We start from the raw sequence: 24538 nt of genomic DNA, 5'->3' as shown, positions 1-24538 counted from the left end.
TTGTTTTAAAAACCTTTTAGAAAAACCTGCCGGAAGGCAGATTTTTTCTATATCCTAAGACAATTATATATATTCATCAAAAATTTCGACCATTTTATTTCTCCATTTTTCTGGCAGGGAATCCCAGCTATCCCCCCACTCCAAGGTCTTAGAATAAGCCTTATATGGTTTTTCATAAGTTGCAACATATTCTAATTCTTCTTCAACACTATTAATCATATATACAACTCTACCATTCCCATCTAATGCATCCAATATAGGTTGATTAAACTTTTTAGCATTTGGAGTATCATCATCTTTATCATGAACGACTATTGGTTTTATACCCATTGAAGTTAAATATTTAGCTAATCCAACAATTGCTGCCTTTCCTCTAGCTTTGATTATTTCGAAATCTGATAAAATCTTAAAATAGTTTGATTTTTCTAAACGCCTTAATGTTTCTTTAATTAATATATCCTCTGTATCCCCTTCTACAATAACAACATTTTTTGTGAAAAACATTCTTGAAATATGATTATCAATTTTCAAGATCATTTTTACATAACTTCTATCGTTGCCTTGTAGTTCTTTGAACTTTTCAGTAACATTAAATGTATCACAATCAACATGATTACCACAGTTATAAAGTCTATTTAATACTTGTTTAGGTTTTCGAGATAAATCAATAAGATAAGGAGAGTGTGTTGATGAAATTATTTGAGTTGTATTTGAACTTAATTCATAAATAGCTTCTCTCATTTGATTTGCAGCACTAGGGTGCAAATAATTCTCAGGTTCTTCAAAACAAACTATCAAAGATCTAGCGTGTTCATCTTCTTTTTTTGATAACCACAATTGTCTGTATCGTAACATCCCAAAGACAGCAGCCCTAATCATTCCTGTACCTTGATTATCAACAGATGTTTTGATATTGCTTGACATTTCAACATTGAAAGACGGTTTTAAGCTTGAGGAATCACTTAAACTTGTTGTTGCGTGTAACTTAGAATCAGGAAAAACGGTTGATAAAACGGAATTTAAATCAATCATCATTTTACCAAATTCAGACTCTCCATCCTGTGGATCTAATTCTTTTGCAAGATTATCAAGATGGATTTGTGCATTTTTAAAATTTTCTGAACCTTCTCTAACAGTTTGAAATAATTCTCCTAAAGTAGTACTAAGAACCCCGCTTCCAGAGCCTTGAATCTCATGTAATCCAACATCAACAGGAATTAATAAAAATCTAGGCAACATTTTCAAAACATTTCCAGGAATTCCTCCAGGGTTTTGAAACCATATCTCTTCGTCCGAGATATCCCAAATTTCATCAATTTCTTCTAACTTTTCCTTTTGTTTTGCAGTTAAATTTTTATCAAGTTCAGGAAAATATTCAATAATTAATTCAGTATTTATACCATTGTCTATAAACTCTTGAGGCTTTTTTAAATCCTTAAATTCATTTTTAATAGTACGAATCTTTGATTTAAATTCAATAATAACGTCTTTACCTAATTCATAAGTTTTACGATAAATGACAGACAATCCTGTATCTTCAGAATCTTCATTTACTTTATAACTAAAAATTCTGCCTTTAAAACCTCGCCATGTTTTAGCTTCCTCTGGCAGATTTCTAAATTCGGCTTCAAGTATAATGGTATTTGTATCAACTTTTACTTCATTAGTCTCTCCATCAATTATTGAATGAAAATCAGAACTTGCTAGTTGTTTTTTAGCAGATAATAATGTTTCAATAGCTTTAATTGCAGAACTTTTACCACAATTATTTTGACCAATTAGAAAAGTTGCATCTCCAAAAAGGATACTTACTTCTTTTAGTCTTTTGTATCCCGAAATTTTAAGTGAATAAAGTTTCATAATTTATTAGTTTTATTATTTTTCAAATATAAAAATGTAAGATGATATTTATTTATGGTTTCCCATAATCTCAAAAATTCTATCTTCCAAACATCCTGTTTACAGCCTCCCCAACCCCTCCGAAACTCTAGAACACTAGCAAAACAAACCTCCCGACTTCTCCGGTGGTTCCAAATACTATTGTTTGCCACTTCCGGAGATCTCCGGAAGTCTCCTGCAAGTTGGGGGAACTTATGCGGAGCTTCGGAGATTTATTTCGAGGGTGTTTGTAAGTAAACAACTTTTTATATATCTAAACAACTTTATTTAATTTCTTCATTAAATTATTATTTCAAAAATATTTGAAAACCTTTACAACCTTTCGCCATTATCCGGCATCTTTATATAAAAAGAGACTATGAAAATTACCATACCCAAACCATGTCATGAAAACTGGGACACTATGACTCCTGAAGAAAAAGGAAGATTTTGTTCCGTTTGTTCCAAGACCGTCAGAGATTTTACTGTTGCTTCTGATGAGGAAATTATAAATGTTTTTTCCCGTTCCTCAGAAGATATCTGCGGAAACTTTTATGAATCCCAGCTGAACAGGAATCTGCAGTATTCTTCCCTCAATTCGGTTTTTGTGAAATTTGCGGTAGGTTTTATTCTTACTACCGGAGGTTTGGTTTCTGTGCATGCCCAGCAAAACATTACGAATGATACTTTAAAAACAGAACAATTAGAAGTCGTGCTGTACGGAATGAAACCAAAGCAAAAACAGCAGCAGATGGTGGCTGGAGCCCCTATTGTGGTCCAACAAAACCTTCTGGTGAATACCAAAGAAAACAAACCGGAAGAAATGGTGTCAAAAATTCAGGGAGTAGTTAGTAGCCCAATGCCGGTAGATAATCAGCCGATAAGAATAGGAGGGGCACACTCCGGTGTGAGGAAAGATCAGGAACCTTTGGTAGTCATGAACGGGAAAATAGTCAGTTTAAAAGATTTGCAGGGAACAGATCCCAATGCAATAAAAACCATGAGGATTCTGAAAGATGCAGCTGCCACTTCAGTTTATGGTTCAAAAGCTCAGAACGGAGTAATCATAGTGACCACGAAAAAGAAGTGGAGAATGAAGAAATAAAAAAGGTTTCGGGCGATCTTCGATCGCCCGAAACCTTTTTTAACAAAAGCATAACCTTATTTTTTCACAGCTGCAATGGCTGCCTCATAATTGGGTTCATGCGAAATATCAGCAACCTGTTCTTCATAAATAATTTTTCCCGACGGATCAATCACCACCACAGCTCTGCTCAGAAGTCCTTTCATCACAGAATCTGTAATCTCCACGCCATACGTTTTTCCAAAATCAGAACGGAAATCCGAAAGCATCACCACATTCTTGATCCCTTCTGCGCCACAAAACCTTTTCTGGGCAAAAGGAAGATCTTTGGAAATACAAAGAACCACCGTATTCGGAATATTCCCTGCATCTTCATTGAAATGATGTACAGAAGCCGAGCAAACCCCTGTATCTACACTTGGGAAGATATTAAGGATAACATATTTTCCTTTATACGAATCCAGAGTCTGATCTTTCATCGTTATATCCGTAAGCGTAAACCTGGGTGCTGCTTTATTCACTGCGGGCAGCTTAGCATACGTGTGTACGGGTTTTCCTCCCATTAAAACAGTATGGGCTGTTTTCGTATTCTGGGCAAAAATAAATGCCGAAAAGAATAATAAGGTGCTGAAAGCTAATTTTGAAAACATGTATTTTATTTTAAACAAAATTATTCTTTTTTTAGAAGCGGTTTATTAATTTTAATTCAAATACCTGTCAAATAGAGCAAATCTATCAGCCGGCTATTTTTTTTACTAACCGTAACCTCTACCTTTATTCTGTAAAAGGCAATTTTTACATTCAAATTATCAAACAATAAATTTATGGATTCAGTAAACAAGCTGTCATTGCAGGATATCTTTAAAAGTGAAAATGAAATTCCCGAAGAATATAAAATTCCCGAAATTCATCAGAAGGTTTACCTTCTGAACGGAGAACTGGTAGAGTGGAAGGGTGAAGTTCAGAATATCTATTCACCAGTCTGTATTCCTACGGAAAATGGACTCGAGAGAAAACTTCTGGGGAGTATTCCTAATATTGGGCCTAAAGAGGCAATGGATGTTCTTGAAGCTTCCGTTAAAGCCTACGATAATGGTCTGGGAGAATGGCCGAATATGTCCGTTGAAGGAAGAATTAAATGTATGCAGAAATTTGTCTACCTGATGATAGAACAACGGGATCTGGTGATTAAATTGCTGATGTGGGAGATCGGGAAAACTTTAGCAGATTCAACCAAAGAATTTGACCGTACTGTAGATTATATCAACCAAACCATTGATGCGCTGAAAGATCTGGACAGGGAATCTTCCCGTTTTCAGGAAGCAGAAGGAACCATAGCACAGATAAGAAGAGCTCCGCTAGGGGTAGTTTTAAGTATGGGACCTTTCAATTATCCTTTAAATGAAATCTTCACCACGCTGATCCCTGCTCTTATCATGGGAAATACCATTCTCTTTAAGCTTCCCAAACATGGGGTCTTGGCTCATTATCCTTTATTAAATGCATTTAAAGAAGCCTTCCCGAAAGGAACGGTCAATACCCTTTACGGCAAAGGTTCAGAGATCATCACCCCGATCATGGAAAGCGGAAAAGTGAATGTCCTGGCCTTTATCGGGTCCAGCAAAGTGGCCAACGGACTGAAGAAGCTGCATCCCAAAGTGAACCGCCTACGTGCCATCCTTAGTCTTGATGCTAAAAATGCGGCCATCGTTACTAAAAATGCCGATCTGGATGTTGCGGTAAGCGAATGTATCCTGGGAGCACTGTCGTTCAACGGACAACGATGCACAGCATTGAAGCTTATATTTGTTCAAAAAGAAGTCGCTGAAGAGTTTACTCAGAAACTAAGTGCTGCCGTTTCCACACTGAAGCCGGGGCTTCCGTGGGAAAAAGATGTAAAAGTGACCCCGCTGCCGGAAGTGAATAAGCCACTTTATCTTAAAGAGTGTATAGAAGATGCATTAGCAAAAGGCGCGAAAGTTTTAAATGAAAACGGAGGCTTTACTGAGGAATCTTTTGTTTTTCCTGCGGTAGTTTACCCAGTGAACAGTGATATGAAGCTGTATCATGAAGAACAGTTCGGACCGGTGATTCCTGTGGTTCCGTTTGAAGATATAGAAGAGCCTATAGATTATCAGGTAAATGCGTCCCATGGAATGCAGGTGAGTATTTTCAGTGAAGATCCGCAGGAAGTTTCCAGGCTGATTGATCCTTTTGTAAATCTGGTTAGCCGTGTCAACATCAATTGTCAGGCTCAGCGCGGTCCCGATGTTTTCCCGTTCACAGGAAGAAAAGACAGCGCAGAGGGAACACTTTCTGTTTTTGATGCCCTCCGGTCATTTTCAATCAGGTCTCTGGTAGCTGCAAAACTGACAGATTCCAACAAAAAATTATTAAATACCATTGTAAGAGAACATGAATCTAATTTTTTAAGTACAGACTATATTTTCTAGGCAGTTTTTTAATTCAATTTAACATAAAATAATAATCCTCAAGAAATTTCTTTATTTTTTGAGGATTTTATATTAGTAGTAAAGCTGATTTAGTAAAACTTTTAGTCAGAAATATAATTGTATTAAAAATCTGTAACATTTTTTTACATTTCAAACTAACTCTACAGAGCCCGGAATCATGAACTCATTAGAGCAGGAATTTTTAAATAAAATTGAAAAACATAAAGGAATCATTTTTAAGATTTCCAAAATGTATATGTCTGAAAAAGATGACCGCGATGATCTTTTCCAGGAAATAACCTACCAGATATGGAAAGCATATCCGCATTTCAGGGGTCAAAGCGAATTTTCTACCTGGATATACAGAATTGCACTCAATACAGCGATTATTTTTCTGAAAACAGAGAAAAAAAGAAGTTTTATTTCTAATGAAGACTTCTCCGGATATAAAATCATTCAGGATGATTATGATGATGAAAAGGAAGAGAGATTAATGCAGATGTATGAAGCAATCCGAAAACTGAACTCCATCGATAAGGCATTCATTTTTTATTATCTGGAAGATTTTTCAGGAAAAGAAATTGCAGAGCAGATGGGAATTTCTGAAGGCAATGCAAGGGTAAGAATGAACCGCGCTAAAAATAAACTGAAGGATGTTTTAAACTCAAATAAATCATAATTTTTAAATCAATACCAATGAATATAGATGAATTAAAAAATGTATGGAACGGAGATATTTCGGAAGAAGCCCCCGAAATAAGTATTGAACAGAGAAATAAGATCAATCTGCCACTGGAAAAAGTGCGTAAAAACATGCGTATGGAATTTTGGTTCATGATTGGAATCTTTATTTTTTCATTTATAGTATGCGCCTTCTGCAGACCATTTAAACTCCAGTTTTACATTACGGTTCTTATAGCCTCAATGCTTCTTGTCACCATTTTCTTTTTCAGTAAATTTTTCAGGCTTTACAAGGAAATCAGCAATCCTATGCTCAAAACTTATGATTCTTTAAAAGACCTCGTTATGCAGTTTAATCTTAATAAGCAGTATTATCTGTCCTATTATTTGAGCTTTGTTCCTTTTATAGTCTGCGAAATGATTATCGTTATAGAATTTATACCTTGGCCTGAGCCAATGAGTGAGATGAAAATCGCTGTGATCCTGCTAAGCTCTGTAACGGTGGGGCTTTTCGTACTCTTTATAAGTGGAAAATTCTGGTTTTACCGTTATTACGGAAGGTACATTGTACATATAGAAGATCTTTTAAAAGAATTAAAGAAATGAAAAGAGTTTCGGCGGGCTGAAAGCCCGCCGAAACCTTATAAATTATTTATTCTCAATCTCTTCTGCAATCTTATTTTTCACCCAGTCCAGTTGTGGGTCTTTTTTATCGATGATGTCCTGCATATTTTCTGTGATGGTAATATCCGGAGAAACTCCTCTTTTTGTATTCAGAAAATCGATGTTTGGCTGTACCAGTAGCAGTCCGATAGGAAGGTTGATTTTAGAATTCGGAAGCTTCTGGTAAGAATAAAATCCGGCTACCGTTCCGTCATTGGCACCGCCTGTTTCTTCGCCAACCAAAATTGCCCGCTTATCATATTTCAGTTTTGCCGTAATAATAGAAGATGCGGAAAAACTTCCGCCATTGATCAGGACAAATACTTTTCCCTGGAAGGCATTTTTATTAGGCTTTGTAGGTTTTGCTGCCTTCATTTTGTAATACACCTTTCCATCCTTTTTATAAGTGCTGAAGGTCTGTGCAAAGACATAAGTAGGATAGGCGAGGCTCTTAAAAGCATATTGAAAAGGAGTACTTTTCCTGAAATAGTTGGTTCTTAACGGAGTGATCCTTGAGGCAAGCTGTGACGGCTTTATCAGGACATATGGACCAGATGCGAGATATGAATACAGGTTGTTGATTTCGTGCAGAGATCCACCATAATTATTGCGGACATCTATGATTAAATATTTAGAGTCCGCATTTTTTATTTTTGCAAACGATTCTCTGTAAAACTTATCCGAATAATCGCTTGAAAAACTCTTTATCTTTATATAAGCTGTTGTACTGTCTTTATCCAGAAATTTAAAATTCCGGTTATAAGAATTGCTGAATGCTACATAATCATTCAATTTTTTTTCCCGGGTCCGCTTTTCCTGTTCCTTATCTTTTTCAAGGTCTTTTTTAGATTTAGATTCCCGGCGCAGGGTGTGACTCTGTTTTGTACCATTGTATAACGTTTCTATAAATACAGTATCCGTAAATCCGTTTTCTGCAGTATAAAAATTAAAAAAAACATCCTTTAAAAAATAAGATTGAAAAGTGGTATTATAACCGTCACTGCTGATCAGCTTACGGTATTTCTTTACATATTCAGATACGGGAATGTTATTAATCGCCACTATTTCAGTTCCCGGTTTTATGTTTTCTATCGAATCTTTATTTTCAATAATAAACAAATGGTCATCTTGTATGTGATATTCAAAACGGCTGAACATTCCCTTTTTGTGTTCAAGAGCTTTAATCCGGCTTTTAGTAAATTTTTCTCTTGGAATCCTCAGTGCCAAATGTCCTTCTCGGATATCGGCAACAACAGGCTGTAACTTAAAATAAAACTGAAGCGGAGTTAGAGGTTGGCGGATCGTTTGTTTAAGACTGTCAAATTTATAGTCAAGATCTTTTTTGGAAATATACCAGTAAAGCTGGGGATGCATCTTTTGGAGCTTTAAGTATGCATAATCTATATCCTTCTTAAGCTCTTCAGGGGCTATGCATGCTGCTCTCTGTGCATTGTGTCTTCTGATAGATGTACATGACGAGAGTGCTGCTGCCAGCAGTATTATCGAATAATTTTTCAACGTATTTTGAATTTTTTCTTCAATCGGCTAAGTTAAAAAGTTTACGATTATTTTAATTTAAATGAATAATAAATTATTCAGAAAGCTTTATAAATTAAGTTAAAAAAATATTGGACTTTCCATGTCAGACTAAAAGTCAATACCTTTGCCGTCAATTTTAATGAAGATGATATATTTGATTTTACTGGCTGGTTTTTTCGTGGCAACTTACCTGAGGATAATGAATATGCCTGCTTTCGGAAGAGAACCTGAAGGCAGAAGATTGGAACGTATAAGAAACTCTCAACTTTACAAAAACAGAAAATTCCAGAACATCAACTATACTCCGCCTATTGCAGAAGGTTACAGTACAATAAAAGTTACTTACTATTTTATTTTAGGTAAAAAGCATCCATTGCTGAAACCTTTGAAAGACATTCCGTCCATCCATACGGATTTGAAAAGTATCCGGAAAGATCAGGATATTTTTATCTGGTTGGGACATTCATCCTATTATCTGCAGACGGATGGCGTTTCTTTTCTCATAGATCCTGTTCTGAGTTTATATGGCTCTCCGTTTAAATATTTCAATAAAGCTTTTAAAGGCTCAGATATATTCAAACCGGAAGATATTCCCGATCTGGATTACCTGGTGATTACGCACGACCATTTTGATCACCTGGATTATCCAACAGTAAAATCAATCAGAGACAGAACACAAACGGCTATTATCCCTTTGGGGGTTGGAGCCCATTTGGAAAGATGGGGCTATCATGAAGAAAATCTGATTGAAGAAGAGTGGGGAACAGCAGTTCTTTTAAAAAATAGTCTGAAAATCACTTATGCACCAGCAAGACATTTTTCAGGAAGAAAAATAAAGCAGAATAATACGCTGTGGACTTCTTATGTTTTGGAAACTCCCACAAAAAAAATATTCCTGGGTGGTGACAGTGGTTACGATTCTCATTTTCAAGAAATTGGTGAACAGTTTGGGCCTTTTGATTACGCCATTCTTGAAAACGGGCAGTATGGAGAAGCCTGGCGGTACATTCATACACTACCGGAAGACGTCATTCAGGCGGCTATTGATCTTAAAGCCGAAAATATTATTCCCGTTCACTCTTCAAAATTTGCGCTGGCTCTTCATCCGTGGGATGAACCACTTCAGAAAATAACCGATTTAGGAAAAGAAAAAGCACTCAACATACTTACCCCGATGATCGGAGAAGTAGTGGATATGAACCGTTCTGAGCATAAGTTCGGAGAGTGGTGGAAAGAATGATCAGGCATGCCAGATATCCTTATATCTGGCAGGGTGATTTTCAAATTGCTGGCGTACGAAATCACATTCTGGATCTACCAGAAGGTCCTTTTCCTCGGAATAGCGGACCAGTTCGTCAAGAAGCATTTTGGCATATCCATGGCCTTCACGTTCCTCAATAATTTTAGTGTAATACACAATCAACAACCTTCCGTCAATTTTTATAGACATATATCCTGCTTTTTCTCCATCAATTAACAGCTGCAGTTCATCCTGATATGGTGATATCTCAAACTTTATATTTTCCATAATAATTAAGATTTGGTGAGTTAAATTAATGACTTGATTTATTCAATCCATAAAACATTTAATAATCTGGCGACATCAAAATCCTTCCGGATTATACTTATCATTCTTAAAATTACAAATTAAAATAATACAAAACATGAGTTTTCGGGAAACTTAACGAAATTTGGGGAATGAGATTGTGTTAGGATTTTAAAAATATAAGTGTTTGAATATTGACTTGTTTGTAGAGCTGGTTTATCTATCAGTACATTTCTTATCATTTATGAAACCAGAACTTATAATTTTTCATCACTGTTTCTGGTCACCATAATCTTATCAATTCTGTTCCCATCTTTGTCTACAATTTCCAAGGTCAGGTTTTCAATTTTTATTTGATCTCCGGTTTTGGGAATGATATCTTTGCCATAAATAAAAAGTCCTGAAACACTAATGAATTTTTTTTCAATCGCCTCGTTAAGATCGATCTGAAAATATTTTTTAAAATGATAAAGAGAGCATTTCCCATCGACTAGCCAGGAGTTTTCATTCCGTCTGATAATATCTTTTTCCTCACCGCTGCCGTCAGGAATATTCCCTATGAGATCATCCAGAATGTCATTGAGGGTAATAACACCTTTAGTGGTACCGTATTCATCAATAGCTATAGCGAGGTGTGATCTGTTTGCCCGAAAGCTTTCCATCATAGGATAAATGAAAGAGTTTTCACTCACAAAAACAGCTTTCCTGAGATGCGCCCTGAGATTAAAATTTTGATGGTCGAGATCAAAAAGGTCCCTCATTTTTACGATTCCGATGATATGATCCAAATTATTCCTGTCTGTGACTGGATATGTAGAAAATGAGTTATTTTTTATTTTCTCTTTTACAGTTTCATAGCTGTCATCTGCGTCTAAAGCAATAATTTTAGAACGATGCGTAGCCAGGGAGCTTACTCTGCGGTCTCCGAGCTCGAAAACGTTTCTTAAAACATCATGTTCCTTTTCCTCAATAACTCCTCCTTCTTTTCCTTCTCTTATAATAGATTTAATCTCCTCTTCCGTGATCATTTCTTTTTCATCATCCCTGATTCCGAAGAGTTTCAGAATACCTTCATTGGTAATGGTCAGCAGCCATACAAACGGGGAAGCAAGAATAGCCAGCCAATACATGGGTTTTGCAATTATCACTGCTGTTTTCTCCGGGAACTTCAGTCCAAGCTTTTTAGGAATCAGTTCTCCAAAAACAATAGACAGAAAAGTGATGACGGCCACAATAATAAAAGCTGCAATTCCCCGGGCATATTCAGCAAAAATCTCAAATTTTGAAATGTATTGCGTAAGATCAGATGTCAGCCTGTCACCTGAGAAAATACCGAGAAGAATTCCTATCAAAGTAATGCCTATCTGAACCGTAGATAGAAACCTGCTGGGATTCTCAGCGAGTTTAATAGCCACTTTTGCACCAGAATTGCCTTTTTTCTTCTCGCTGTTAAGCCTGAAGATTTTGGAAGATACCAAAGCCATTTCCGACATTGAAAATATTCCGTTCAGCAAAATGAGTACTATGATAATAATAATCTCCATTCGGGAATCTAAATAATACAGAATAAATATAGAGAATATTCCAAAGACTGTGAGAAGTTATTTGTTTTTTTAACAAAGATTGGGAAGGTGTTTTATCAACTTGGCATTTTAATTGACTTATACTAAAACAGTTTAACTTTGAAATAAGATAAAGATGAAAAAAACATTAATCGCATTAATGCTTGCAGGCACATTTGGCCTTACTTATGCACAATCAGATTATTACAACGATTACAGAAGAAGTATAACAGACATTAACTGGCAAAGAGTAGCTGCGGACCTTGTGCTTTCTACAGTACAGACCAACCAGCTGAATGCTCTGAATAACAGATATCGGGATTATGATTCCTGGAACAGGGTATATGTAAGCAATCCTGACCGATGGAGAGAAGACAGATATTACGAAATAGAAAGAATACTTGGAAGAGAAAAGTATACGAAGTTTAAAACCAAATATTATAAAGGTCAGAACCCTGTAGCGGTTTATAACCGTAATAAAAATAACTACAAGAAGGCTAAAGCCCAAAAATCCAAAGTGTATAAAGTAAATAAGAAAAACAAACAAAATCGCTAAACGAGCTTAACAGCTATATGCAATTTTCTAAGTGACCGGTTATTGCCGGTCACTTTTTTATTGTATCCGTAATGATCATCAGGACGTTTTGTTTGTTTGAATTTTATAACTTAGCAGCATGGAATCTAAAGAAACAATAAGCGGATTTTATCTGCGGAATGTATCTATGGAAAGAGTAGATACTGTCACAGCTCCCGGTATGGGACATTTTAATGTTTTTTCACGCGAAAGCTGTGCACTGATATCACCTTACAGCAGAAGAGACTATTATAAAATTTCACTTATTATAGGGAAAGGAAAGCTTCATTATGCAGACAAATGGATCTCTGTAGATCGTCCTGCACTGTTATTTTCCAATCCTGTGGTTCCTTATTCATGGGAAACAGATGATGAAGATCAGAAAGGCTGGTTCTGCCTCTTTACAGACCAGTTTCTGCAGAATGGAATACGCCTGGGAAATCTTCAGGATTCACAGCTTTTTAAAATTGGCGGAACTCCTGTTTTCTTTGTGAATGAAGAGCAGCAAAAAACCATTTCGGACCTTTTTATCAAGATGATGGCCGAGATCAAAACGGAATATATGCATAAATACGATATGCTTCGGGCATGCCTTCATCTTCTGATCCATGAAACGATGAAAATGCAGCCTGCAGAGAGTTTTGAACCTTATCAGAATGCTTCACAGAGAGTAGCCTCACTGTTTATGGAACTCCTGGAAAGGCAGTTTCCCATCGACAGTCCCGAAGTATTTCTGAAATTAAAAACACCTAATGACTATGCACAGAGTCTTTCTATCCACGTGAATTCTTTAAACCGTGCGGTAAAAGAAATAACCGGAAAAACGACAAGCCAGCAGATTGCTTCAAGGATCATTCAGGAAGCCAATGCTTTGCTGAGGCATACGGACTGGAATATTTCCGAAATTGCTTATGGATTGGGGTTTGAAGAACCTGCTTATTTTACCAATTTCTTTAAGAAGCAAACCGGTTTGGCTCCTAATGCAGTCAGGACAGAAATTGTTTGAATTTTATAATTCTTGGTTTGAATTCTATATTCCACCCATTCCATTCTTGTACTAATTTTGTTCTATCAATTAAAAATCACAGCAATTATGAAATTCAGACAATTAGGAAACACAGGAGAGCAGTTATCTGCAATAGGGTTAGGATGTATGGGAATGAGCTTTGCATACGGTCCGGCCGATGAACAGGAAAGCATCAATACTTTGCACAGAGCATTGGACCTAGGAGTCAATTTCTGGGATACCGCAGATATGTATGCTGCCGGAGAAAATGAAAAGCTGATCTCAAAAGTTCTGGTTCCGAACAGGGACAAGATCTTTATTGCCACCAAATTCGGCTTCAGGTTTAAAGATGGAAAGCCCAGCCACAGCGGAGCCCCCGGAACTTATTTTGACGGCTCACCGGAATGGATCAGACAGGCTGTAGATCTGAGTCTTCAGAGACTTAAGATCGATACAATTGATCTTTATTACGCCCACAGGGTAGACCCGAATATTCCGGTAGAGGAAACGGTAGGCGCAATGGCAGAATTGGTGAAAGAAGGAAAAGTAAAATACCTTGGGCTATCAGAAGCTTCCGCCGAATCCATCAGAAAAGCAAATAAAATTCACCCTATTACAGCACTGCAGTCAGAATATTCTATCTTAACCAAAGATGTAGAGAAGGAAATACTTCCAACGATCAGAGAGCTGGGGATCACTTTGGTACCTTATTCTCCGCTGGCAAGAGGTCTTTTTGCCAATATCAATGAAGTAGAGAATTTTGGTGACGAAGATTTTAGAAAAACATTGCCGCGTTATCAGGCAGAATATTTGGAAAATAACAGGAATCTGGCAAGAGAAATCAATGAATTTGCACAGTCTAAAGGCGTAAAAGGAACACAGCTAGCCTTAGCCTGGGTCATGAACCAGGGAGAAGATATTGTTCCGATTCCCGGGACGAAACGCATCAAATACCTTGAAGAGAATATTGAAGCCGTAAATATCGATCTGTCACCATCTGATATGGAAGCAATTGATGCGCTACTGAAAAAATATCCCAACGTGGGAGAAAGATACACAGAAGGTGCCATGAAATTAGTCAATAACTAAAATCAACTATATTTCCGTGTTCCTGTCTGATATTCTGGAACACGGAAATTTAAAACACATTGATTATGAACAGAAGGGAACTTTTGAAAAACGGGCTCATGGCCGGAGCAATCAGCCTTGTTCCGTTTTCTGATGTTTTTGGCAGTACCAGAATACTCTCATCTCATTCCGGAGAAGACCTTTCAGCATTTAAAAAGATCAAGCTTGGAGAATTGGAGCTGTTTATTCTCACGGACGGATATATTCACGAAAAAAGCATCGATACATTTGCTCCGAGAGCAGATATTTCTCAATTAAAAGCCATTCTCAGAGACAATTTCCGTCCGGATGATTATGTTGATATGGCAATGAACCTGATGCTTGTTAAGACCAAAAATAGGCTTGTTTTACTGGATGCCGGAATGGGAATCTTTGCAGATGAAAGAACAGGTTTTATTCTGAAAAGCCTGCATAAAGCAGGATTTTCTCCAAATGATGTGACAGATGTTTTTATTTCTCACGCTCATCCCGATCATATCGGTGGAGTGGTAGACAAGCAGAATAATCTTGTTTTTCTCAATGCAGATCTTTATATTTCAAAAATTGAGCATGACTTTTGGCTACAGGCTTCAATCAAAGATTTTAAAAACAGTTTTCTGAAGAGCCAGCCGGAATTCCTTAACCAGATCATTCCGCCCATTCAGAATATTCTGAAAACGATCCGTCCGAAGCTGAAGTTTTATGATTTTGAGAACCCTCTGTTTGATCATTTCAGTTTTCAGCTGGCTCCGGGACATACGCCGGGCCTTACGATCATTACTGTTACTTCGGGCATCGAGAAACTTATGTATATTGCAGATCTGATCCATTCTGATGTTATTCTTTTCCCACATCCCGAATGGGGATTTTCAGGAGATACAGACCTGGATATTGCTACAGAATCCCGCAAAAAATTACTTGGGCAGCTGGCAAAAACTAAAACGAAGGCTTTTGCTTATCATCTTCCATGGCCGGGACTTGGCTTTACAAAGAAGAAAGATGTCGCTTATGAATGGATTCCGGAGAGCTTTATGAATTAAATTACACTTAAATTTTCTACGACATAATTCTTCAATAATAAATCCCTTCAACTTTGAGGGGATTTATTATGGCTAAAAGTTTTAAAAATTATACTTCACATTAAATCCTGTAAAGAAGTAAGCTTTGCTGGGTCCAGGATTAACATCAGTATAAACATCAGAGTTGTTATACTGGTTATCCATGTCTGTATCATTAATACTGTTTCCGTAAAATAGAAAAGTATAATTGACCTGGCTGGTTAAATTATTTCCTATTACAAATATATCTACATCAAATTTATTGAAAGTATGCTTGTAGCCGATTTTAGAGTTGAGCAGTCCAAAACTTTTCACCTTATTTGAATTGGCAAAATCAGTGTAGACACTTCCCATAAAATTGTATGTATTCTGCCAGTAGAGCCCGATTTCGGTGTCAAAGTCTAATCCTATAGAAAGTTTTGTTTTTGGAACCCCAGCTACATTTTTATCATCATAAACGTTTACTGCGGCAGGAAGGGCGTGTTCTTTCAGATAGGTGCTGAATTTTGAATATTTAAAATTATTGTAGGTGTAGCTTACAAAAGGCTGGATTTTAGCAATGAAAGAATTTTTAGGCTTATAGGAATATCCTGCGCTCATTTCCAAACCTTTATTTCTCTGATCTCCTGTATTGGCCCAGTAAGAATATGGAGTCCGTTCCGGATTATCCATTGTACCCCGCAATTGGGTCAGTTTATCTTTAATGTTAATATTAAATAACGAGAACTGATAATCTATAGAGGTATTTCCGATCAGTCCCTGAATGCTGAAATCCCACATTTTCGCCTTTTCTGCAATAAGATCATCATTGGTAACATTAAGACCGGCTGTAAAGGAGGTAGCAGAAGTCGGCGCATTGTACCCTTCACTATAGCTGAGGTTAAAGATCTGATCTTTCCATGTTTTTTGCAGGGCAAAATGAGGCATGGTCACCGCTTTAAATTTTTTATCAAAAGACAGATCCTTATTGTAAAAATCAGTGCCATTTACTAAGAACAGACCGGGAAGGGCAAACAAATCTTTTCTGTTGTAGCTGATTTGATTGATGCTGATCCCTGCCAGGAACATTAAACCCCAGGGTTTATAAGTAATTTTTTCAACAGCAAAATAATTGGATTGATCATTGGTGTATTTAAAATAAGAACCATCATATAAAGGTCTTAATATGGGAGGGTCCGTCATTTTTACACTTTTGAAACGGTAATTGGAAATGGTAGAATTAGACTGCTGGATTTCAATCCCAAATTCTGTCTGGCTCTTGAAATGGTCCCAGTCTTTGTTGAATACAAATACTGACCTGAGACCGTAATTGGATGCAGAGGAAGTTTCGTAAGCCCCGGCTGCGATCCTGTCACCCGCAGTACCGGTATAAAATAGAGTAGTATTGTTACTGAAATTTTTGCTGATTTTCCAGATATGTCCTACTCCTGCTCTGGAAGTAACAAATTTAGTTTTTGCTCCTCTTCTGATGTAGGCGAAATTCCCATTATCTATGCCGTTGTAGTAGTCATCATAGGAAATCTGTCCTGATACCTGTTCCAGAGAATTCCCATGAGAAGCCAATAAGGTGATGGTCTGCTTCTGGTTCAGTTTAAATTCACCGTTAATATTGTAGAAATTCTTAATGCTTTTTCCGTGAGGGCGGTAACCATCAATCCCTATATGGGTGAAATTAGCTGTTAAAGAGTGATTTTCTCCAACGCTGGAAGCTGAAGTAGAGCTCTGAAAAAGCCCAAAAGATCCGGTATTGAATTGTTCAGAAACAGAGGTTCCTTTTTGGTTTTCAGGTTTTATATAGAGTCTTACAGTGCCGCCGGAACCGCCGCCGTACAGTGTTGCAGCAGGGCCTTTTATCACATCTATATGGTTGATTAGACCGAAATTGATATCATCCAGAATGGTAACTCCGTCTGCACCGGTAAGAGGAATATTGTTCAGGTACATCTTGATTCCCCAGTTGTTAAATTTCTGGTCGTTTCCGTAGCCTCTCAGTATAATTCTCTGGCCGCCCAGCTGTGTTCTTTTTTCTACCTGAACCCCTGCCATGGTAGTGAGGCTTTGTTCTATAAATGCAGGATTATTCCGGTTGATTTCATATTCGGAAATGATTTCTGTAGACTGTGCATGTTTTTTAAACTCTTCCCGTTCTTTTATTACTTTTGTCCTTGCATGAATTTCTATTTCATCAATATTTTTTTCACTTTCCTGCGCATGAACAAATCCAATTATTCCTAATGACAGTGAGAATATGTAGCTTTTTCTCATCAATTATAAATATTAAAAAACAACAAGGTAAGATTGCCTTACCTTGCTGGTTTTATTTTAAAATTTTATTTCTTATTTTCTTATGATCACGGAAGTGTGGATCATGGTTCCATTTTGGAGAACCTTTAATATATAATCGCCTTTTCCTAGGTTTTCAATATTAAATTCTTCATCAGACCTTACATTCTTTTTTGTCAGGACAAGTTTTCCGGAAGCATCATAAATCTCTATATCTGCAGCTTTTCCGTTTTCAAGCTTTACATGAAGAGGACCTCTGGTAGGATTAGGATATACCTGATTTTTCAGAAGATTGTACTGGGCGTTGCTTGTAGATAAAGATATTTCATTAACCTTAGTGGTGAAAGCACCTCTTCCGTAAGTTACCGCTAAAATGGTCTTATCAGATGGACGGTAATCAAAATGATTAACTTTAAACTTACCTAAGCCATCAGAATATAGAGCCCATGTAGGTGAAGCAGCCTGGAAATCAGAGGTCCCCCATACTCCGTAATAAGTTCCCAGAATAACCTCATTATTGTCCTGAGGGTTCATGAAAATAGCTTTTACAGGAATATCAGGAAGATTTCCTTCTTTGGAAACCCATGTTGTTCCTCCGTCTGTAGTGTAAAATACACTTGTTTTGTTAAAATTAGAAACCGTTACCATGATCTCATTCTCAGAAGCTCCCAATTTAATATCAGAAATATATCCTCCGAAATTATAATTGATGGTTGAAGTACTGTGTGTTGTATTGGCATTGGTAACTTTATACAGTTTTCCTGAAGATAAGCCAATGAAAAGGGTAGAGCTTGTCGTAGTATATGGTGAAACAAAGATATCGGTAACAAATTCACCTGCCGCTACTGTGGCAATAGTCAGCTGGGTCCTTACAAGGCTTAATGGTACACTTGCCAGTCCGCTTATTCTATTTAATACAATAGAAGTTGAGTTTGTTCCATTGGCATTGGTATAGGCAATATCCAGATTTCTGTCCACTGCCAGAGGATTTATAAATTGTCCGGCTTCTCTTTGAGCTGCAGCCAGAAGGTAATATCCTCCCTGTGCATTAAAAATAAAATGGTAGTTATTTGTATAGGATGCGATAAGATATTTATTCTGATCATCAAAAGCTGTATAGCCCCCGTCACCGCCATATACTTCTGAGGTATTATAGAAATTATTGGCTAAAGCAGCACCTGAAAGCCTTTTCGTACCATTGTCCTGAGCCCCCAGAATCATATCCTCAGTTGCAGATGTCGCAGAAGGATTTAAAGTACCGTGATAGAATTGAGTCACATTAAACCGTTTATTTCTCATTCCTATCGCTGTTGCACTGGCAAGATTGTTTTTATTTGAGGCAAAGAAAATACCTCCGTCATTGCCCATTACAAACTGGCTGGGATTCTTAGGGTTAAAAACCAATGCATGCTGGTCTGCATGTACCATAGAAATATTAGCCGTATTAAGTACGTTATTATTGGACCATTTTGTATACTGGGTCCATGTTGCACCACCATCTGTACTTTTATAAGAATCTATTCCTCCTACGTAAACATGATCATCATTGGCAGGGTCGGTTTCAATAACTAAATCATAAAATGCCTGGCCTCTTGTAAAATCATTGTCGGGTTGGCCTGTATCTATAGGATTAGGCAGAGTAATCCCTGATCCCGCAGTGTCAGTGGAAATCCATGTTGTACCGCCGTCTGTTGTTTTCGCAATTCTAACCGGTTCCGCAGTTGTTGCTCCCTGCATCAATGCATAGGCTTTTAAAGGATTGGTATTGGAAACTTCTACCATGACCCTTGCGTTATTGTTTCCGACATCATATACATTGGTAAATGTAGTACCGTGATCTGTAGATTTAAAAATCTTTCCGCCAGAGGTAGAACCGCTGAAAAAGCTCCGTCTTGTGGCTACCCATATAGAGTTATCTGCACCTACTTCTATATCCTGAATGTCATATCCTCTGGTAGCGGTAGAGAGCAGGCTGTTTAATAAGGTGAAGTTTGTCCCGTCAGTAGATTTATATAATCCGGCTTCATATAATCCGGCAAAAGTTAGCGCATCACCAAAATAAGTTCCAGCAACTCCGGCATATACTTCAGAGACTCCGTTATTATTTACCACTTTAATAGAGGGTATGTTATACATCCCTTTCTTTACTCCATTGGAGGCATATCCGCTTTCGAGATTAAATACCTGCTGCCATGTAGCACCACCATTAGTTGTTTTCCAGATTCCTAAACCGCTGAAATCGCCGGTTTCTACTTCCCCGGTCCCTACGTAAAAAATTTGAGGATTATTTGGATCTGAAGTAATACAGGATACAGTGGTATTGGACCAGAATGCATCTACCAGTGTCCATTCAGAATTGGGGTCGGAGATATCATTATTATACCATAATCCACCTGAAACACCGCCTGCCCATACCTTTTTGCCTGTAGTATCATTAGGATCAAACATGATGCCTCTTACTCTTCCTCCTGTTTCATAAGGACCTCTTTCTATCCATAAATTGCTAATGCTTTTACTGGCCTGTCCTTCAGTAGGACCGTTGAATAGTTTTAAATTTTTTTCAGGCTGAAATTTGCCGCTTGCTACTTTTTGTTCAAGATCCACATAATTTTTGTTGTGTATGGTTCCGGTTTCAGGGTCCATAGTAGCAATGAAGTCCTGTAAATAATATTCATCAGGTGGTTTTTGCTTATGATCCCTGGCGTCCTGAACCCTTTTTTGATAAGAATTTGTGATATCCTGAATGTGTTTCAGATACTTTTTATTAACCTTTGAGGCATTATCCGCTGTGTTTTTCTGCACTTCCTGCGCATTCAGATAAAGTGAAGCCACGGCAAGGCCTACTCCGAAAATTGATTTTAACTTCATTTCTTTTTTTTTAAACTCTATAAAAATAGGATTTTTTTATTATCAAAAAGAATATTTATTTCAATGAAATTAAATTTATTGTTGGGGATCTTCTATATCTGGTAGTATTTTATCACGGTTTTCGTTGTTTTTGTGTGAAAAATCTATTTTCTGTTTGATCTGTTTTTTGTTTTTTTTATTTTCAGATACCAGGTACATCGTGTTAATATCAAATATATGATCCTGTTCGGGCTTTTTTATTGTACCATTCACATCTATCGTTATTTGATCCGGGGATTCAGGAAAGTAGATTCCCTGCAGATGTAATACTCCGTTTCTGTTTTCTTTTTTTAAAGGTATTTTTACATTTCCCGCCAATAGATATTGGGGTTCCAATTTTGAAATATCCTTTACCTTGATATTGAAATTTTCCGATCTGGAACCTTTTACGCCTCCGGGATTTGTTGTGTGAACTGCCTCAATCAGTTTATAATGCTGGGCAGAACAGCCGCTGCTAAAAATTAATATGATTAAAATATAACTAATGGTTTTCATATTGATGATTTATAATTATTTCAATGCAGGAAATATACAAAAAAAGAAGCTGAACGTTCAGCATTTAAACTGTCTCCAGATATTTAAAATCAATTTCTAAAAAAAAAGCCCCAAAAAAGTGTCTAACTTTTTTGGGGCAGTCTAAAGTGAGGGGATTTATATTATTTATTGAATATTTCAACTATGGCATTTACAGGCGGATCTGCATAACTCCAATTTATTGCAACCTCATTTGTTGAACTTAAAGAAATAACTTTGTTTCCATAGTTAAATACTTTAAATGGATATCTTTGGGTACTTATTGAATTCACTTTGGCATAGCTATTTAGGTTATAAAATTCAATACTTTTTTTATCTGTTCCGGCAATAATGTTATTGGTATCAAAATCGAAGCTTGATAATCCTGAATTTCCACGGGGTAACTGACCGATGAATACCAGATTAGTATTGTAGATAGCTCCTTCCATAGCTGTAAGAAACCCGTTTCCTGTAGGTAAGGCCTCAAATATTCTATGATTTAAAGGGTGATCACCATGATAGCTGTCTTCAAATTTATTTACAAATGCACCACTTGCATTATAATTAAAACGTATAAGATTAACAGGACTTACATTAGTGGTAATAAAAAAGAAACTCGAAGAAGTATTAGGGATCTTTTTTATTCTTCCAAATTGGTAACTTCCATTTGTTGAAATGACTTGCTTAGTAGCTCTGTCTATACATTTTAATGAAACGTTGGAAATATCTCCTGTTGTTCCGTATAGTTTATTATCTGCCAATACAACGCTTGTCACACTGCTGCCAAAATTGATTTGATCGGTCAGAGTTAAATCATTAGGATTGTAGACATATACCCAGCCATCATTTCTAGGAACATACAGTTCTTTCTGCCCTCCATAAGTACCTAGAAAGGAGTAGCCTAATGTAGCGCCAGTATTAATTTCTTTAGTCACAGAACCTGATGCAGCATCATATTTCATGATATTACCGTTAGAACCAAATATAAACATGCTTCCAGTATCGGAATCAAATAAGGCATCCGTTGGCCTGATATTAAGAAGTTTAATATTAGGTCTTTTATAAGAAACTATATTACTTTTAATACTTTGTCCGTTATTGGAATATCCTGTTACCTGATAATCCAGATAGGGGGTATATGGAATATTGCTGTCAACTTTTACAAATGTGCTTCCATTTTCCTGATTTAAAGATTCAGAAGTTCCATTTTCTGAGGTTTTTCTTGAAAACTGAAAACTCTGATATGTATTTTTACCAGTTAAAGTCCACTCTAATTTTAATGTATTTTCATCAATAACTGTTATCTCCTTCAGAATAATTTTCTCTTCTTCCGGAACAACTGGTGTTGTGACTATTGTATCATCAGAATCACTTGAACATGAAAAAATGAAATTTAATAATAGTATCGAAAACCAAAAGTTTTTTGTCTTTATCATTTTAAATTCCGTCAATAATTTCATTTAATACTGTGCTTGGTCTCATCGCTGCATACGTTTTGTATGTATCAGTTTTGTAGTAGCCGTCGATATTTTGAGGTTTACCCTGAGCACTGATTAATTCTTCGTTAATAACAGCTTCGCTTTCCTGTAATGCTGCTGCAACCGGAGCGAAATGAGCTGCCAATTCAGCGTCTGCGGTTTGGTTAGCCAAAGCCTCAGCCCAATACATGGCTAAATAGAAGTGAGAGCCTCTGTTGTCAATCTGACCTACTTTTCTTGCAGGAGATTTATCAGTAGCTAAGAATTTAGCGTTGGCTTCATCCAATGCATCAGCCAGAACCTGAGATTTTGTATTCCCTTGTGTCTGAGCCAGATGCTCTAAAGAAGCCTGAAGTGCCAAGAATTCACCTAGGGAATCCCATCTAAGATATCCTTCTTCCAGGAACTGCTCAATGTGTTTTGGAGCAGAACCTCCGGCACCGGTTTCAAATAAACCTCCTCCGTTCATTAATGGAACAATAGAAAGCATTTTGGCAGAAGTACCCAGTTCAAGAATAGGAAAAAGGTCAGTTAAATAATCTCTCAATACATTTCCTGAAACAGAGATCGTATCTTTTCCTTCTCTTGCTCTTTTTAGCGTTTCAGTCATCGCATCTTTTACATCAAGAATTCTGATGTCAAGACCTGCCGTATCATGATCCTTAAGATATTTTTCTACTTTTTTGATGATCTCTCTGTCGTGTGCTCTGCCTTTATCTAGCCAGAAAATAGCAGGTGTATCAGAAAGTCTTGATCTGTTTACTGCCAGTTTTACCCAGTCCTGGATTGGTGCATCTTTAGTCTGACACATTCTGAAAATATCTCCTTTTTCCACTTTTTGAGAAAGAAGAATGTTTCCGGCTTCGTCCTGAACTTCAATAGTTCCGTCAGCTGATGCCTGGAAAGTCTTGTCGTGAGAACCATATTCTTCAGCTTTTTGAGCCATTAAACCTACGTTCGGAACAGATCCCATAGTTGTAGGATCCAGTTTTCCGTGAGCTTTCATATCATCAATAACGGACTGATAGAAACCTGCATAAGAACGGTCCGGGATGATACATACGGTATCTTCTTCGTTTCCGTCTTTGTTCCACATTTTACCGCCTCCTCTTACCAGTGCAGCCATAGATGCATCCACAATGATATCAGAAGGAACGTGGAAGTTGGTAATACCTTTATCGGAATTTACCATAGCCACTCTTGGTCCGTTAGCTAAAGCCGCTTCAATATCAGCTTTGATTTCAGCTTCCTGAGCATTGCCTTTAATTTTTTCGAAAAGATCCGCAAGACCGTTATTTGGGTTAACATCTAAAGACTTGAACGTTTCGGCATATTTAGTGAAAACATCTTTGAAATAAGTTTCTACGATAGCCCCGAAAATAATCGGATCAGAGATCTTCATCATCGTAGCTTTAAGGTGCGCAGAAAGAAGTACGTTTTTGTTTTTAGCCTCATCAATCGCTTTTTGAACAAATGCTTTTAATGAGTTTAAATTCATTACAGAAGAATCAATTACTTCTCCGGCCTGAAGACCTGCGAAATCTTTTAATAAAGTTTCAGCACCATCATTTCCTTTGAATACGATTTTGTATTTCGTAGCGTTTTCTAACGTTGTTGAAGTTTCAGTTCCGTAGAAATCTCCGTTGTCCATGTGAGCAACGTTTGTTTTGCTGTCAGAAGCCCAGTCACCCATTTTGTGAGGGTTTGCTTTTGCATAGTTTTTAACAGCTTTTGGAGCACGTCTGTCAGAATTTCCTTCCCTTAATACAGGGTTTACAGCGCTTCCTAAAACTTTGGCATATTTAGCTTTAATGGCTTTTTCTTCGTCATTCTTAGGCTCTGCAGGATAATTTGGAACTGCGAAACCTTTAGACTGTAATTCAGCAATAGCCTCATCAAGCTGAGGAGCTGAAGCTGAAATATTGGGTAATTTGATAATGTTTGCATCCGGTTGAGTTGCCAATTGACCCAATTCAGCCAATGCATCACCTATTTTCTGGTCATCTTTCAAAAACTCAGGGAAGTTGGCCAAAATTCTTCCAGATAAAGAAATATCCGGAACTGCAATTTCAATGTTTGCTGATTTTGTAAAAGCTTTTACAATAGGTAAAAACGAGTGTGTTGCCAACATTGGAGCCTCATCCGTAAGAGTGTAATAGATTTTTGATTTGTCTGACATTATACTGTGTATTTATTATTTGATTTT

19 protein-coding genes are annotated in these 24538 nt (G+C 37.0%); 9 read left to right on the top strand and 10 right to left on the bottom strand.

Going from position 1 to position 24538, the window contains the following annotated elements:
- Positions 1-63 precede the first annotated feature (63 nt).
- Positions 64-1860 carry an ATP-dependent nuclease gene (locus DRF60_RS03100; RefSeq protein WP_116010667.1) on the bottom strand — a complete coding sequence of 599 codons (1797 nt, stop codon included), beginning with the start codon at positions 1858-1860 and terminating at the stop codon, positions 64-66.
- A 397-nt stretch (positions 1861-2257) separates the two neighbouring features.
- On the opposite strand from DRF60_RS03100, the gene DRF60_RS03095 reads away from it, so the two are divergent.
- Positions 2258-2983 carry a TonB-dependent receptor plug domain-containing protein gene (locus DRF60_RS03095; protein ID WP_116010666.1) on the top strand — a complete coding sequence of 242 codons (726 nt, stop codon included), beginning with the start codon at positions 2258-2260 and terminating at the stop codon, positions 2981-2983.
- A gap of 56 nt (positions 2984-3039) precedes the next feature.
- On the opposite strand, the gene tpx is transcribed toward DRF60_RS03095, so the two are convergent.
- A complete protein-coding gene (gene tpx, locus DRF60_RS03090) occupies positions 3040-3612 on the bottom strand; it encodes a thiol peroxidase (RefSeq protein WP_116010665.1) in 573 nt (190 codons plus the stop codon).
- Between the two features lie 174 nt (positions 3613-3786).
- Between tpx and DRF60_RS03085 the strand changes: the two genes are divergently transcribed.
- The 3 genes from DRF60_RS03085 to DRF60_RS03075 all read left to right on the top strand — a co-directional run bounded on the left by DRF60_RS03085 (position 3787) and on the right by DRF60_RS03075 (position 6702).
- A complete protein-coding gene (locus tag DRF60_RS03085) occupies positions 3787-5415 on the top strand; it encodes an NADP-dependent glyceraldehyde-3-phosphate dehydrogenase (RefSeq protein ID WP_116010664.1) in 1629 nt (542 codons plus the stop codon).
- Positions 5416-5593: 178 nt separating this feature from the next.
- Positions 5594-6094 (top strand): RNA polymerase sigma factor, encoded by a 501-nt coding sequence (locus DRF60_RS03080; protein ID WP_116010663.1) that lies wholly within the window; start codon positions 5594-5596, stop codon positions 6092-6094.
- A gap of 17 nt (positions 6095-6111) precedes the next feature.
- Entirely contained in the window at positions 6112-6702 is a 591-nt protein-coding gene (locus tag DRF60_RS03075; protein WP_116010662.1) for a hypothetical protein, read from the top strand.
- 42 nt (positions 6703-6744) lie between these two features.
- On the opposite strand, the gene DRF60_RS03070 is transcribed toward DRF60_RS03075, so the two are convergent.
- Entirely contained in the window at positions 6745-8277 is a 1533-nt protein-coding gene (locus tag DRF60_RS03070) for a S41 family peptidase (protein WP_116010661.1), read from the bottom strand.
- 166 nt (positions 8278-8443) lie between these two features.
- On the opposite strand from DRF60_RS03070, the gene DRF60_RS03065 reads away from it, so the two are divergent.
- Complete coding sequence (locus DRF60_RS03065; RefSeq protein ID WP_116010808.1) at positions 8444-9538, top strand: MBL fold metallo-hydrolase; 1095 nt, start codon at positions 8444-8446, stop codon at positions 9536-9538.
- On the opposite strand, the gene DRF60_RS03060 is transcribed toward DRF60_RS03065, so the two are convergent.
- Both DRF60_RS03060 and DRF60_RS03055 read right to left on the bottom strand, forming a co-directional pair.
- A complete protein-coding gene (locus tag DRF60_RS03060) occupies positions 9539-9826 on the bottom strand; it encodes a GNAT family N-acetyltransferase (RefSeq protein WP_111955085.1) in 288 nt (95 codons plus the stop codon). It abuts the gene before it with no gap.
- Positions 9827-10101: 275 nt separating this feature from the next.
- A complete protein-coding gene (locus DRF60_RS03055; RefSeq protein ID WP_116010660.1) occupies positions 10102-11388 on the bottom strand; it encodes a hemolysin family protein in 1287 nt (428 codons plus the stop codon).
- Positions 11389-11542: 154 nt separating this feature from the next.
- On the opposite strand from DRF60_RS03055, the gene DRF60_RS03050 reads away from it, so the two are divergent.
- From DRF60_RS03050 to DRF60_RS03035, 4 genes are all read left to right on the top strand, one after another.
- Positions 11543-11962: a hypothetical protein gene (locus DRF60_RS03050; protein WP_116010659.1), complete on the top strand. Its 420-nt coding sequence runs from the start codon at positions 11543-11545 to the stop codon at positions 11960-11962.
- 118 nt (positions 11963-12080) lie between these two features.
- Positions 12081-12986 carry a helix-turn-helix domain-containing protein gene (locus DRF60_RS03045; RefSeq protein WP_116010658.1) on the top strand — a complete coding sequence of 302 codons (906 nt, stop codon included), beginning with the start codon at positions 12081-12083 and terminating at the stop codon, positions 12984-12986.
- Positions 12987-13073: 87 nt separating this feature from the next.
- On the top strand, positions 13074-14075 hold the full coding sequence (locus DRF60_RS03040; RefSeq protein WP_116010657.1) for an aldo/keto reductase: 1002 nt from the start codon (positions 13074-13076) through the stop codon (positions 14073-14075).
- Positions 14076-14140: 65 nt separating this feature from the next.
- Positions 14141-15133: an MBL fold metallo-hydrolase gene (locus DRF60_RS03035; protein ID WP_116010656.1), complete on the top strand. Its 993-nt coding sequence runs from the start codon at positions 14141-14143 to the stop codon at positions 15131-15133.
- Between the two features lie 81 nt (positions 15134-15214).
- Here DRF60_RS03035 and DRF60_RS03030 read toward each other — a convergent pair whose 3' ends face one another.
- The 5 genes from DRF60_RS03030 to DRF60_RS03010 form a co-directional block, all read right to left on the bottom strand.
- Entirely contained in the window at positions 15215-17416 is a 2202-nt protein-coding gene (locus DRF60_RS03030) for a TonB-dependent receptor (RefSeq protein ID WP_116010655.1), read from the bottom strand.
- 72 nt (positions 17417-17488) lie between these two features.
- Entirely contained in the window at positions 17489-20302 is a 2814-nt protein-coding gene (locus DRF60_RS03025) for a T9SS type A sorting domain-containing protein (RefSeq protein ID WP_116010654.1), read from the bottom strand.
- Between the two features lie 75 nt (positions 20303-20377).
- Positions 20378-20836 (bottom strand): hypothetical protein, encoded by a 459-nt coding sequence (locus DRF60_RS03020; RefSeq protein ID WP_116010653.1) that lies wholly within the window; start codon positions 20834-20836, stop codon positions 20378-20380.
- 161 nt (positions 20837-20997) lie between these two features.
- Entirely contained in the window at positions 20998-22290 is a 1293-nt protein-coding gene (locus DRF60_RS03015) for a PQQ-binding-like beta-propeller repeat protein (protein ID WP_123902621.1), read from the bottom strand.
- A 1-nt stretch (position 22291) separates the two neighbouring features.
- Complete coding sequence (locus DRF60_RS03010; RefSeq protein ID WP_116010651.1) at positions 22292-24511, bottom strand: NADP-dependent isocitrate dehydrogenase; 2220 nt, start codon at positions 24509-24511, stop codon at positions 22292-22294.
- Between the last annotated feature and the right edge of the window lie 27 nt (positions 24512-24538).

Origin of the sequence: Chryseobacterium elymi (assembly GCF_003385495.1) — a bacterium.
GTDB lineage: Bacteria > Bacteroidota > Bacteroidia > Flavobacteriales > Weeksellaceae > Chryseobacterium > Chryseobacterium elymi.
Note: the sequence above shows the minus strand (reverse complement) of the source record. Positions and strands in the feature narration are given on the sequence as shown.